The sequence below is a fragment of the Aquirhabdus parva genome (genome assembly GCF_003351745.1).
Taxonomy (GTDB): Bacteria; Pseudomonadota; Gammaproteobacteria; order Pseudomonadales; family Moraxellaceae; genus Aquirhabdus; species Aquirhabdus parva.
Window position 1 is genome coordinate 2,759,323 of sequence record NZ_CP031222.1, and the last position, 14,041, is coordinate 2,773,363.

Genomic DNA, 14,041 nt, shown 5'->3' on the forward strand with positions numbered 1-14,041 from the left:
TTATTTCCCCATCACCTGAATTGCCAACAGTGCAAAGAGCAATATGATTGCACCGAACGCAGTACTTGCAGCATAACCGCGTAATGAACCGCTTTGACCTTTGGTCGCCATAGCATTACCACCGCGTACAATTGCAGGGACGATACTCCAAAATTTATCCACAGGATCGCTTTTCACCAGACGTGCGATGAACAAGAACGGTTTGGTAAAGATGATGTCAAACAGTGCATCAAAACCACATGCGTTATACAGCCAATAGCCAAGGCCTGCACCAATCGTGGTTTGGTTAAATTTGTTGACCAAAGTGCGTTTGCCTGAGAACAGGATAAAGCCTACCAATACACCGCCCAATGCAGTCGCAATGGAGAGGTACTCGATAAAGTGTTCGTCATGTTCAAACTGAGCCAGTGCTTTAAAGTCAGGCAATACGCCTGCCAGTGGTGGATGAATCAACGCACCAACTGCGGTTGATAACACCAGCAACACAGACAGTGGCAACCAGTAGCTTGAGCCTTTAATCGCATGGGCATGACCATTCGGTTGACCATGGAACACAGTCCAGATCAGACGGAAGGTATACACCGAGGTCAGGAACGCACCTAGTAAGCCCGCATAGAACAAGCCTTGATGACCTGACGCCCATGCCTGCCACAGAATCGTATCTTTAGAGTAGAAACCGACGGTGATGAATGGTAACGCAGCAAGCGCACCACCACCGACGAGGAAACAGACATAGACGAATGGAATCTTTTTCCAGAGGCCACCCATCTTGAAGATATTCTGTTCATGATGCGTCGCAATAATGACCGCACCCGAAGAGAGGAACAATAATGCTTTAAAGAACGCATGTGTCATCAGATGGAAAATCGCCGCTTGCCATGCTCCAACACCGAGCGCCAAGAACATATAAGCAATCTGACTCATGGTTGAATAGGCCAACACGCGTTTGATATCGGTTTGTGCCAGTGCAGAGAAACCCGCCACCAACACACCGACCGCACCGACTTGACCCACAAACTCAAGAATGTTTGGCGCCATCAGGAATACGGGATGTAGACGTGCAATCAGATACACACCCGCGGTCACCATGGTTGCCGCGTGGATCAACGCAGAAACTGGAGTTGGACCCGCCATCGCATCGGCAAGCCAAGTATGCAGCGGAATCTGCGCTGATTTACCCATCGCACCGCCAAGGATCATCAGCGCAATCAATTGTACGTTTGCGCTATTGGCAATCAGTTCAGGCGCGCGCTGAATGATTTCCTGAATATTCAGGGTACCCAGCTCACGGAACAAGAGGAACATTGCAATCGCAAGGAATACGTCACCGACACGGGTCACGGTAAATGCTTTGATCGCTGCACGGCCATTGGCCAGATCAGAATAGTAGAAACCGATCAGCAAGTACGAACAGATCCCCACGCCTTCCCAGCCCAAGTACAACAGGACGAGGTTGTCACCTTGTACGAGCAGCAACATGCTGGCGACAAACAGGTTCATATAAGAGAAGAAACGGGCATAGCCGACTTCACCACGCATATACCATGATGCAAACAGATGAATCAGGAAACCGACACCAGTAATGATACCGGTCATGGTCAATGCCAGACCATCTAGATGCAGTCCAAAAGCAGGTGCAAAGCTACCGACTTGCATCCAAGTCCATAGGACTTGATGCGCAGCAATCGCATGATCACCAACAGGGATATGCAGGAACTCAAAACCGACCAATGCTGCAACCAGTGCAGACAAGGCCATGCTACCAACACCCACCAGTGCAGCGACATTCTCAGATAAACGATCACGGAAGATCGCTAAAATCAGAAAGCCTACCAGCGGAAAGAGAAATGTTAAAGGCAAGTAAGAAATCATTGATAGGCTCATCCGTGCATCTCACTGGCCGCATCGATATCCAAGTGCTGGAATCGACGATAAAACTGCAACAGGATCGCAAGACCAATACTGGCCTCCGCTGCGGCAAGGGTCAGAATCAGGATGAACATCACCTGACCATCGGGTTGCACCCAGCGCGAACCTGCGACCACAAATGCCAGCGCCGCTGCATTCATCATGACTTCTAAACTCATCAGGATAAACATCAGATTACGACGTGCCATCACACCATAAAAACCCAGCGCAAACAGAATTGCCGAGATCACCAAGCCATGTTCTAAAGGAATGATCATTTCGATGCCCCTTTATTCTGAGATTGTTGGCGAGCCAACTGTTTTTCTTTAATTTGTGCAGTCGTTTCTGCAGCGACATCACGGATCGCGATCGGGTCATTGAAGCCATCGGTATTGCGACCCAAATGGTACGCAGCAACCAAAGCCGCCAGCAGCAGTAAAGAGGCAAGCTCAACCAACAGCAAGTATGGCCCAAACAGGGAAATACCAACCAGTTTGGCATCGACCACCTGAGTACCAGTGATCGCGGTCTGTGGATCGTATTGACCACTGGCTAAAAGCCAGACCACAGCCAGCGCGAGTAAGAACGATAAACCAGCCGGCCATGCCCATGTCTCCGCTGTAAACCAGCGTTTTTCTTGTGCAGTCGTCGCCTGACCCAAGTTCAGCATCATAACCACGAACACGAACAGCACCATGATGGCGCCTGCATAGACAATCACTTCCAGCGCCGCAGCAAATGGTGCACCGAGACAGAAGAACAAACCAGCAACCGAGAGTAAGGAAACAATCAGACTGAGCAATGCGTGAACCGGATTGGTATTGGTTACGGTGCGAATGGTTGCAAAGATCGCAACCACGGCAATCGCGTAGAACGGCCAAGCGTTCAATATGGTCGTCATCATGGCAACAACCCCTTCACGTCGACTGGAGCCGCTTCGTGCTCACCAGAACCTTTAGGTTTGCCCGCAATAGACATCCCCGCTACGCGGTAGAAGTTATAGTCGTGGTATTTACCAGGACCTGAGATCAACAGATGTTCTTTTTCGTAGACCAGATTTTGACGGTCAAATTCAGCCATTTCAAAATCAGGTGTCAATTGAATCGCAGTCGTTGGACAAGCTTCTTCACACATACCGCAAAAAATGCAACGACTGAAGTTGATGCGGAAAAACTCTGGATACCAGCGTCCGTCCTCTTTCTCCGCTTTTTGCAGTGAAATACAACCGACCGGACATGCCACCGCACACAGGTTACACGCCACACAGCGCTCTTCCCCATCGGGATCACGGGTCAGGATAATCCGACCACGATAACGCGGCGGCGGATTAATCGGCACTTCAGGATACATTAAGGTGTCGCGCTTACGCCATGCATGGCTAAACACCATCAGCAAGCTGCGAATTTGAGACCAGACACCGGTCAATAAGTTTGCACTAGAATTATTCATTATGTTCATTCCAAAGCATGCTTTAAGGCTGCAACGGGCTGGTATAAAGCACCATGCCGGCAGTAACCAATAGATTCAATAACGTAATCGGTAAACAGATTTTCCAACCGAAATTCATGATTTGGTCATAACGTGGGCGCGGTAATGCGGCGCGAACCAAGATAAACATCATGACGAAAAATACAATCTTCACGACAAACCAGAAAATGGCCGGTACGTAAGGAATATTCCAGTTAAACGGCGCAAGCCAGCCACCAAAGAACAACGCACTGATCAGGGCAGACACCAGAATTACGCCGATATACTCACCGACGAAGAACATCCCCCACTTCATCCCTGCGTATTCCGTATGGTAACCCGCACCCAGATCCTGCTCGGCTTCTGGCGCATCGAATGGACTACGGTGAGTCACTGCCACGCCCGCAATCGCGAAGGTGATGAAACCGAGGAATTGTGGAATGACAAACCAAAGATGGGTTTGCTGATATTCAACGATGTCACGTAGGCTAAAGCTACCCACAGTTGCAACCACGCCCATCAGCGACAAGCCCATGAACACTTCATAGCTCACGGTCTGTGCAGCGGCACGAATACCACCGAGCAACGCGAATTTGTTATTCGATGCCCAACCGGCGAACATCACGGCATATACGCCTAGACCCGCCATGGCAAAGAAAAACAGAATGCCAATATTCAGATCAGCCACACCCCATGTCGGGGTGAATGGCACAACGATAAAGGACAACATCAATGCACCCATACCAATGGCAGGCGCAAGGATAAAGGTCAGTTTGTCAACGAATGGTGGAGTCCAGTCTTCTTTAAAGAACATCTTCAGCGCATCGGCGATGATCTGAAACAGACCAAAAGGACCCACGCGATTTGGACCATAACGATCCTGCCATAGCGCAAGGACACGGCGCTCAACAAAGCTTAAGAAACCTGCAACCATAACCACGAGTAACAGGATCAAGACCGCCTGTACAACCGAAAAGGTAATATCCCATTGCGATTGGGTCAGCGTGCCTGCCAGAAAATTCGGTAACGTTGGGTCAGCTCTCATCTTAGCCCCCTACCGCAGCAGATTGAACTTGTGGCGCCGCTTGAATCACGACCGCTTGGGACAGATCCAGTGCTGTGAGTTGGCCGAGAGGATAACCGATCACGCCCACAGGCAAGTTTTCAGTAACAACGATCGGTAAACGCACTTCATCAGAGCCAACTTGCAACAGAACATCTTGACCATCTTTCAACTTCAACTGTTCAGCCGTTTCAGTGCTTAAGGTCAACACCGCATCGCTGATACGTTCTTGCATGACGGGTGCACGTGCTGCCATCTCATCAGATGCATAGAGATTGGCGATCGGTAACAGTTTATAACCCACGCCAGCATCTGCATCAGGCGCGACATAAGTGCGTTTTGCAGTTTTGCGCAGTAGATCGAACAGACGTACGCCCGGATCACCCGCTTTCAGATGTCCACCCACTTCGTCTTGGAATTTATTCCAAGATTGTGGTGAGTTCCAGCCCGGTGCCCATGCAAAGGGAATTAACGAACCTGACTCTTGAGGACCTACATAACCTTCCATCGAGAAGGTCAATGCTGAGTCTTTATCTTGCGGTTGGCGCGGTTCATGTACAGATACTTTGGCACGCATAGAGGTACGACCTGAGTAGCGACGTGGTTCACGTGCAATCTTCAAACCCTGAACACGATAACCCGCATTCGGCGCAGCTTCGACAATATGCTCAAGTGAAGGCACCAGACGTGCGATAGACTCAATCACATCATCTAGTACTGTCCATTCAATCGCACGATTTTCAAGACCGACCTTGATCGCATGCAACCAGCGCCAGCCTTCTTTGATCGTGATCTTCGCGTCGTAATAGCTCGCATCGAATACTTGGAAATAACGCTGTGCACGGCCTTCACCCGATACCACAGTACCGTCACCTTCAGCAAAACTCGCAGCTGGCAGCACAATTTGTGCTTGTGCAGTGGTCTCAGTCGCTTGATGATCCAGCACAATCACTTGCTGTGCTTTGGCAAATAACGCTTCAACCTTGGCTTTCGGCAAGCGACGGGTCAGATCATTTTCAGCAATAACCAGTACGTCGTAATCGGCATCCAGCAGGCTTTCAAGTGGCAATGCGCCACCATGTTGAGCAAGCAGTGCCAAGCCCATGGAGTTAACTTCAGGCACGACCAGATTGATACCGGCCAGACCAGCATCAGCACCTTGAGCCGCGAAATACACACCCAAGTTTTGAACAATTTGTGCAGCCGCTTCCAGCAGTGCAGGTTCACGTAAGGTGGTTCCCGTCACAACCAAAGGTTTCTTCGCGGCTTTTAATGTCTCTGCGATTTGATGAGCAAATTCAACAGCCTCTTCAGCAAGACCTGTCAACGGCTCACCAGCAATACTTGCTGCAACTGCAAAACCTAAGCGCGCGATATCATTCGGCGTAGCAACACATACGCCTTCTGCCAGTTCATCCAGTTTGGTTTCAGAGACTGAGAGAATAAAAATTGGGCTTTGTTCACGCTGACCGATACGACTGACTGGCTCTGCCAACCACTCTTGAGTTTTCAGCTTGGCTGCCATATTTTCACTGCGGGTTTTCGCAGCTTGGCGTACTGCTAAGGCAACACGTGCAGCAGTTTGAGTAATGTCTTCACCCAAGATCAACACCGCATCAGCGTCTTCTACATCACGCAAATTCGGGTTATAGATACCTTCGGTTTGCAAAATTTCAGCGGTTTTTTCGATGAGCAATTGTTCTTCGCGAGACACGCCCGATGAAAAGTTTGCCGTACCGACCAATTCACGCAGTGCAAAGTTGGTTTCAACCGATGCACGTGGCGAGCCGATACCGAATACTTTTTTGCCTTTTAAGGATGCAATCACTTGATCCAGTGCCGCATCAACCGTAATTGCTGACTGTTTGCCCGCTACAGTTTGCAACGGTTGACGTGGACGGTCCACCCGATTGACATAGCCATAACCAAAGCGACCACGGTCACACAGGAAGTATTGATTCACAGAACCATTGAAACGGTTTTCGATACGACGGATCTCGCCATAACGCTCACCCGGGGAAGTGTTACAGCCGCTGGAACATTGTTGGCAAACGCTTGGTGCGTATTGCATGTCCCACTTACGGTTATAGCGTTCACTATGAGTTTTATCGGTAAACACACCTGTAGGACAGACTTCAACCAAGTTACCGGAGAATTCACTTTCCAGTACACCTTCAGTCGCACGTCCAAAGTAAACATTGGATGCCGAGCCAAACACACCGAGATCTTTACCACCAGCGTAATCATTGTAATAACGAACGCAGCGATAGCATGAAATACAACGGTTCATTTCATGCGAAATGAATGGCCCGAGATATTGGTTCTGGTGAGTACGCTTGGTAAAGCGATAGCGACGACGGTCATGACCCGTCATCACGGTCATATCTTGCAAATGACAGTGACCACCCTCTTCACAGACTGGACAGTCGTGCGGGTGATTGGTCATCAACCACTCAACAACGCTGGCACGGAATGCAACCGCTTCAGCATCATCAATCGAAATATACATATTGTCGGTATTGGGTGTCATACATGACATGACCAAACGACCACGACCAGCGGCGGCATCTTCAGCGGTGTTGTATTGCTTCACCGCACATTGACGACACGCACCTACTGAACCCAGCGCGGGATGCCAACAGAAATACGGAATATCTAAACCCAGCGACAAACACGCTTTGAGAAGATTATCCGCTCCATTAACATCAAACTGCTTTCCATCGACATGAATGACTGCCATCTCGATTCCTTATGCTTGTATAACTGAAATATGATTAATTGCGTCAACCTTGGTTGCGCGCACGCCTGCTTCAAACTCTGAGCGGAAGAACTTGAGCGCACTTTGTAGCGGCTCCATCGCACCGGGCGCATGCGCACAGAACGTTTTTCCAGGCCCTAAGAAACGGGTGAGTTGCAGTAAGACATCAATGTCCTCTGCTTTTCCTTCACCCTGCTCCAGACCTTTAAGCAGTTTCACCGCCCACGGCAAGCCATCACGGCATGGCGTACACCAGCCGCATGATTCACGTGCAAAAAATTCTTCAAGGTTACGAACGGCTGAGACGATATTCTGAGTTTGGTCAACCACCATTAAAAGACCAGTACCCATACGGCTACCTGCCTTACCAATCGTGTCAAAGTCCATCGCCAGATCCAGATGCTCAGGCATCAAGAAGTCCGTCGAGGCGCCGCCTGGCAACCAGCATTTCAGCTCAAGGCCATCTTGCATGCCGCCAGCAAGTGCCAAAATTTCACGTGCGCTGGTTCCGATCGGCAGTTCCCAAAGACCCGGGAACTTGACCTTGCCAGATGCACCATAAATTTTGGTGCCTGCATCGCCGCTACGGCCATTGGACAAGCCTTTAAACCATGTCGCACCGCGTACGATAATCGCAGGTACGTTACACAGGGTCTCAACGTTATTCACGATCGTGGGTTTACCCCAAGCACCGGAAATTTGTGGGAATGGCGGTTTGGTCCGTGGATTTGCGCGGCGACCTTCCAGCGAATTAATCAGTGCAGTTTCTTCACCGCAGATATAACGCCCAGCGCCAGTATGCACATGCAGGTCGAAATTGTGACCAGAATCAAGGATATTCTCACCGAGATAACCCTTGGCTTTCGCTTGATAAATTGCGCTATTGAGATTCTTCGCGGCAAGAACATATTCCCCACGCAAGAAGATATAGCCCGTTTGCGCACCTATCGCATACGACACCAGAATCATCGCTTCAACCAATTGATGGGGAAGTTTTTCCATCAACAAGCGATCTTTAAACGTGCCTGGCTCCATCTCGTCAGCATTACAGACCAGATATTTCGGACCTACGTCTGGGGAGCCTTCTTTATTCATCGGAATCAAAGACCACTTGATCCCTGCTGGGAAGCCTGCACCACCACGACCACGCAACACTGCATCTTTCACAATCCCTTGCACTTCGGCCGGGGTCATCTTCAAAGCTTTCTTTAAACCTTCATAACCTTCCAAAGACTCATAGGTATCGATACTGAGCACTTGCTGGTGATGCTTCAAGCGCCAAGTCAGTGGATGTGTTTCTGCTGTACCGTTGCCATGTATTGGGGTTGGTTCAGTTTTAGGAATCTTTGCAGCTTCAATTTTTGCGGCTTTCGCAGCGGCCTCAATAGCTGCTTTTTCTTCAGCTTTTGCAATCGCAACGCCAGCTACAACGCTGACCGCACTGCCTTCTGGCAGATCTTTGTTGTCTGGTTTGTTTTCAGATGTCATAGGTATTGCTCCAATACTTCAGCAACTTGGGCTCGGGACACAAGTCCGTAGGTATCTTCATCGATCATGAGCGAAGGGGCTTTATCACAATTCCCTAAACAACAGATGGGCAACAGCGTAAAACGACCATCCGGTGTGGTCTGACCGTATTGAATGCCTAACTGTTTTTTAAACACATCAGCCAGGGACTCATTACCCATCAGAAAACACGCAATCGAATCGCACAGCAGGATCACATGGCGACCGACAGGTTGACGATAAATACGGTTATAGAAGGTCGCAACGCCTTCAACATCAGGGATCGAAATACCTAACACTTGGGCAATGGCATTGACTTGTGCATCATCCACCCAGCCATTGCGCTTTTGCACATGTTTGAGTGAGTCGAGTGAGGCCGCACGTGGATCTGGATAGTGGTGCATAAAATCATGCAGCGCAGCGCGCTCACTCTCGGTCAGAACCGCTTCAACATTGATATGGGGCTGCTGATCAGTAACAATTCGCGCTTTATTTTTTAAAATCATCATACAATTAATTCCTTAGCGGTCAACGTCAGCCATTACGAAGTCAATCGACGCCAAATATGTAATCAAATCTGGAACCATACTGCCATTAATCACCGAAGGCATTTGCTGGAGATGCGCATAACTTGGTGTGCGGATACGCGTACGATAACTCATCGTATTGCGGTCACTGGTCAGGTAATAGCTGTTAATTCCTTTGGTGGCTTCAACCATCATGCTCGCTTCACCTTCAGGCATAACCGGACCCCATGACACGCTCAAGAAGTGCGTAATCAGTGTTTCAATGTCTTGCAGGGTGCGGTCTTTCGGTGGTGGTACGGCGAGTGGGTGATCGGCTTTATATGGACCTTCAGGCATATTGTCCAAGCACTGTTTGATAATACGAATCGACTGACGCATTTCTTCAATACGCACCAGACAGCGGTCATAGGCATCGCCGTTATAGGCCAATGGGACTTCAAAGTCGAAGTTCTCATAACCGCAATAAGGACGGGCTTTACGTAAGTCGAAATCAACACCAGTCGCACGCAGACCTGCGCCAGTCACACCCCAAGCCAAGGCTTGACGTGCGTCATACTGCGCAACACCTTTGGCGCGGCCCATGATCATCGAGTTTTGGATCGCGGCTTTGACGTATTCGTCCAAACGCTTCGGCATCCACTCGACAAAATCACGAACCAGCTTGTCCCAACCGCGTGGCAAGTCATGGGCAACACCACCGATACGGAACCATGCAGGGTGCATACGGAAACCAGTAATGGCTTCGATCACATCATAGGCTTTTTGGCGGTCGGTAAACATAAAGAAGATCGGGGTCATCCCGCCCAAATCTTGAATGTATGTTCCCAAGAACAACAGATGAGAGGTAACACGGAAGAACTCACTCATCATGATACGAATCGTATTTACACGATCAGGCACCTTGATGCCCGCAAGCTTCTCAACGGACATTACATACGGCAAGTTGTTCATGACACCGCCGAGATAATCGATCCGGTCGGTATAAGGAATAAAGGAGTGCCATGACTGACGCTCTGCCATCTTCTCAGCACCACGGTGGTGGTAACCGATCTCTGGCACACAGTCGAGGATCTCTTCACCATCCAATTGCAGCACAATACGGAATGCACCGTGCGCTGACGGATGGTTTGGACCCAAGTTCAAGAACATGAAATCTTCGTTTTTATTGCCCCGCTTCATGCCCCAGTCATCAGGATTAAAGTTCCCTGACTCTTCTTCAAGCTTGTGCTTTTCTGCATTCAAACGATACGGATCAAATTCAGTTGCGCGTGCAGAATACTCTTTGCGCAGTGGATGACCTTCCCAGTAGTTAGGCAGCAGAATACGACGTAAGTGCGGATGGCCTGTAAAAGTAATCCCAAACATATCCCACACTTCACGCTCGTACCAGTTGGCATTTGGCCAGATTTTGGTTGCGGTCGGAAGGTTAACATCTGATTCTTTTAACGCAACCTTGATACGGATATCGCTGTTACGCTCTAAAGACAGCAAGTGATAGAACACTGTGAAATCAGAAGGCGGTAGACCTGCACGATGAGTACGCAAGCGCTCATCAATTGCCGAGAGGTCATACAACATCACGTAGGGTTTAGGCAGGGTACGCAAGAACATCAGCACTTCTAACAGCTGCGAACGTTCAACCCACAAGGTTGGCATATCGTCGTGCGTCGCTTGCAAAAACAGCGAATCACCGAACTTGACACGTAATTCCTCCACCACCGCGAATGCAGGGCGAGGATCTATAAAAGGTGCAGCTTGATTCGCATCTTGCGCATCAGATGCTACCGCTTGAGCTTCAGCCATTGCTAGACTTCCCAAATAACAACAATTTCTTAAATATGTTTTAAATGCTTTGTTTGGCGATCACTGACTCATCTGATGCTGCTTTTTACTTAACCGCTTATGCTACTTATTGATGCATGCAGATGAAATCAGGTCAAAAGTCCATACAAATTAAAGAGAAACTTCTTAGCTCGCATCATCCGGCGAACGCAGATTGGTCACCGCAATACGCTCAGCTTGTTTACGATCACGCTCAGGCTGCATGATGGGACGATACAGACCCTGATCACCAACAACACTCGATAAAGGACGACGTTCTTTACCGATTGAATCCTGAAGTAACATCAACGCTTGCAGAAAGGCTTCTGGACGCGGTGGGCAGCCTGGGATATAGACATCCACAGGAATAAATTTATCGACACCTTGCACCACAGAGTAAATGTCGTACATGCCACCAGAGTTGGCACACGCACCCATTGAAATCACCCATTTAGGTTCAAGCATTTGCTCATACAGACGCTGTACAACCGGTGCCATTTTGACAAAACACGTTCCCGCAACCACCATCAAATCGGCTTGACGGGGTGATGCGCGAATAACCTCAGCACCAAAACGTGCCAGATCATGCGGTGATGTGAAGGCAGTTGCCATTTCAACATAACAACATGACAAGCCGAAGTTATACGGCCAAAGTGAATTTTTACGACCCCAGTTCACAGCCAAATGCGCCAAGTCTTCAAGCTTGGTCATAAAGATGTTTTTATCAACTTGGTCTTGCAGCGGATCGCTGACAACTTCACTTGAATGATCGGGGTATTGCAGGGCTGTTTCGCCATCTTGAGTGGCGCGAGTCAGTGTGTATTTCATACGCTTTCCTTTTGCAGCTTAGCTTGTTGCACAGCATTTGCAGCTGCATCGATCGACTGTCCGGGAATCATGCCGCGATTATCAAGCTCGAGTTCTTCCATGGGAATGAACCGCGTGATTTCAGCAAGATCCAATGGTGCTTGTTCGCTGCCATGTTTTTGACGTGCAGCTTTTTCAAGCGCAAGGCGTTTTTCAGGCGCCCAATCCAGCGCACCAATGCGCCAAACATAGATCAACCCAACGAGCAGCACGACAATAAAGACAGCAACTTCGACAAAGCCTACCCAGCCATTTTCGCGGACGGAAACGGAGTATGCATAAAGAAAGAGGGCTTCAACATCGAAAATGACGAAGAACATCGCCACCAGATAAAACTTTGCGGACAACCGCAAACGAGCTCCGCCAGCACCAAGCTGACCTGACTCGAATGGTTCTTCCTTTGTACGACCCACTGCTTTTCCGCCCATCAAGAGAGGAACAGTCAGCATAAAGCCCAACAAAAAAACAACACCTAGAACAAAAGCAATCAACGACCAATGATGGGCTACGATGGCACTCATGCGGGGATTACTCCTGGCTTGCCAAGCTCTAACGATGAGAAAAACCCCAACGTCAGAACCTTGATTAAAGATTTTAAGTAAACATTTTTGGGTTGATCGCAACTGATTACCCGATCAAAAACGTTTACTTAAAATTTCATAGGCGAACTATACCTGATATAGACATCGCTTTTCTAGATGAAGCTCAAAAAAGCGCGGGGAAATAATGAACCAATGATTCTTTTTTAGCAACCATGACTTAGCTAAAACGCCACCTCTTCACGCCTTACACTGCTGCTCAGCCCACCCTTTCACGTCTAGCAATCAGGATGTTCCTGAAGACCTGCAAGCCCACTCAATAGCTACAAGGATGAACGCACGCACTTTATAAAAACAATCAAATAATGAAATACCCAACATCAACAAATCCATATCACCAAAGGCTAATAATGATCCATCCGATCATCATTAGCCCATGCCTGTAGCCCGCACTTGAAGCAACCGTCACGTTCAAATGGTCTGCCCAAACGTATCGCAGACCTCAATCCGCCCTTGTTGAAAGCCAAGCTGAAACCACTTGACACGCTGAGCACTGGTGCCATGGGTAAAGCTATCTGGGACCACATAACCACGAGCACGCTGCTGCAAACGATCATCGCCAATCGCGGTTGCCGCATTTAATGCCTCTTCAATATCACCCGCTTGCAAAAAATTCACCCGCTGCTGATTGCGATTTGCCCAGACCCCAGCAAAACAATCCGCCTGTAACTCCTGACGTACCGAAAGTGCATTGGACTGCACCTTACTCGCATTTTGCCGCGCACTTTGTATCTTATCTGCGATACCCAGTAAATTCTGGACGTGATGCCCGACCTCATGTGCCACCACATAAGCACGGGCAAAATCACCAGCCTCATCATTAGACCCTGATCCACTATTTTGCTGATCACCACTGATGCCTAACTGCTGACGCATGTCCTTAAAGAAATCCATATCAAGATAGACTTTTTGATCCATCGGGCAATAAAAAGGACCCATTGCCGACTCTGCTGCACCGCAACCAGACTGGATGGTACCGCTAAATAACGTTAACTTTGGCGGCTGGTAGGTCGCATGATGCTCTTGAAAGATCTGCCGCCAAGTATCTTCGGTATCCGCCAGCACTACACTGACAAACTTCTTATCCCGAGCACTCTCAGGCGTATCCACCACCGGCTGACCACTTTGGGTTACAGCCGACCCTGTCGATTGCACCTGTTGGCTTAAACCCAAAGTCACGGAAGGATCAATGCCGCACCCCTTCCAAAGCACCAGTGCTAAAACAAGCGTCCCTATGCCTACCCCACCGCCAACCCGAAAACCACGACCACTGCTTCCGCGAGCGTCTTCGACGTTGTCACTTTCTCTTCGATCTTCCCAACGCACAAGAGCACCTCTTCTCGAAACAAATGATTTAACTCGCTTATACACCAACATCCATAGACTGCATATAGTCAAAAAAGTACGCACAATGCGCGTATTAAGACTCAAATCTCCACAGCCTCTCTATTTTCAGCATCTTCCTCAAAATGGACACTGACTCATCATTTATTCATCTAAGACCTCAACGTAAAAAGGCATCATC

The 14,041-nt window shown here is 48.9% G+C and carries 12 protein-coding genes; all 12 read right to left on the reverse strand.

Annotated features, from left to right (window positions below):
* The 12 genes from nuoL to ypfJ all read right to left on the reverse strand — a co-directional run bounded on the left by nuoL (position 1) and on the right by ypfJ (position 13,842).
* Positions 1-1,869, reverse strand: a complete 1,869-nt coding sequence (gene nuoL / locus HYN46_RS12420; RefSeq protein ID WP_114900751.1) for an NADH-quinone oxidoreductase subunit L — start codon at positions 1,867-1,869, stop codon at positions 1-3.
* An 11-nt stretch (positions 1,870-1,880) separates the two neighbouring features.
* A complete protein-coding gene (nuoK, locus tag HYN46_RS12425; protein ID WP_114899677.1) occupies positions 1,881-2,186 on the reverse strand; it encodes an NADH-quinone oxidoreductase subunit NuoK in 306 nt (101 codons plus the stop codon).
* Positions 2,183-2,809: an NADH-quinone oxidoreductase subunit J gene (gene nuoJ, locus HYN46_RS12430; RefSeq protein WP_114900752.1), complete on the reverse strand. Its 627-nt coding sequence runs from the start codon at positions 2,807-2,809 to the stop codon at positions 2,183-2,185. The genes nuoK and nuoJ overlap by 4 nt, the downstream gene beginning before the upstream one ends.
* The gene (nuoI, locus tag HYN46_RS12435; RefSeq protein WP_114899678.1) at positions 2,809-3,357 is read right to left on the reverse strand and encodes an NADH-quinone oxidoreductase subunit NuoI; all 549 of its coding nucleotides are present in this window, start codon (positions 3,355-3,357) and stop codon (positions 2,809-2,811) included. Before nuoI ends, nuoJ begins: the two co-directional genes overlap by 1 nt.
* Positions 3,358-3,379: 22 nt before the next feature.
* On the reverse strand, positions 3,380-4,420 hold the full coding sequence (nuoH, locus tag HYN46_RS12440) for an NADH-quinone oxidoreductase subunit NuoH (RefSeq protein WP_114899679.1): 1,041 nt from the start codon (positions 4,418-4,420) through the stop codon (positions 3,380-3,382).
* 1 nt (position 4,421) lies between these two features.
* Positions 4,422-7,178 (reverse strand): NADH-quinone oxidoreductase subunit NuoG, encoded by a 2,757-nt coding sequence (gene nuoG / locus HYN46_RS12445; RefSeq protein WP_114899680.1) that lies wholly within the window; start codon positions 7,176-7,178, stop codon positions 4,422-4,424.
* Between the two features lie 9 nt (positions 7,179-7,187).
* Complete coding sequence (nuoF, locus tag HYN46_RS12450) at positions 7,188-8,684, reverse strand: NADH-quinone oxidoreductase subunit NuoF (protein WP_114899681.1); 1,497 nt, start codon at positions 8,682-8,684, stop codon at positions 7,188-7,190.
* Positions 8,681-9,208 carry an NADH-quinone oxidoreductase subunit NuoE gene (gene nuoE / locus HYN46_RS12455; RefSeq protein ID WP_114900753.1) on the reverse strand — a complete coding sequence of 176 codons (528 nt, stop codon included), beginning with the start codon at positions 9,206-9,208 and terminating at the stop codon, positions 8,681-8,683. Before nuoE ends, nuoF begins: the two co-directional genes overlap by 4 nt.
* 15 nt (positions 9,209-9,223) lie before the next feature.
* Positions 9,224-11,032: an NADH-quinone oxidoreductase subunit C/D gene (nuoC, locus tag HYN46_RS12460; RefSeq protein WP_114899682.1), complete on the reverse strand. Its 1,809-nt coding sequence runs from the start codon at positions 11,030-11,032 to the stop codon at positions 9,224-9,226.
* 165 nt (positions 11,033-11,197) lie between these two features.
* On the reverse strand, positions 11,198-11,878 hold the full coding sequence (locus tag HYN46_RS12465; RefSeq protein ID WP_114899683.1) for a NuoB/complex I 20 kDa subunit family protein: 681 nt from the start codon (positions 11,876-11,878) through the stop codon (positions 11,198-11,200).
* Positions 11,875-12,438 carry an NADH-quinone oxidoreductase subunit A gene (locus tag HYN46_RS12470; RefSeq protein WP_114899684.1) on the reverse strand — a complete coding sequence of 188 codons (564 nt, stop codon included), beginning with the start codon at positions 12,436-12,438 and terminating at the stop codon, positions 11,875-11,877. Before HYN46_RS12470 ends, HYN46_RS12465 begins: the two co-directional genes overlap by 4 nt.
* Before the next feature lie 489 nt (positions 12,439-12,927).
* Positions 12,928-13,842, reverse strand: a complete 915-nt coding sequence (ypfJ, locus tag HYN46_RS12475; protein ID WP_114899685.1) for a KPN_02809 family neutral zinc metallopeptidase — start codon at positions 13,840-13,842, stop codon at positions 12,928-12,930.
* Positions 13,843-14,041: the final 199 nt, after the last annotated feature.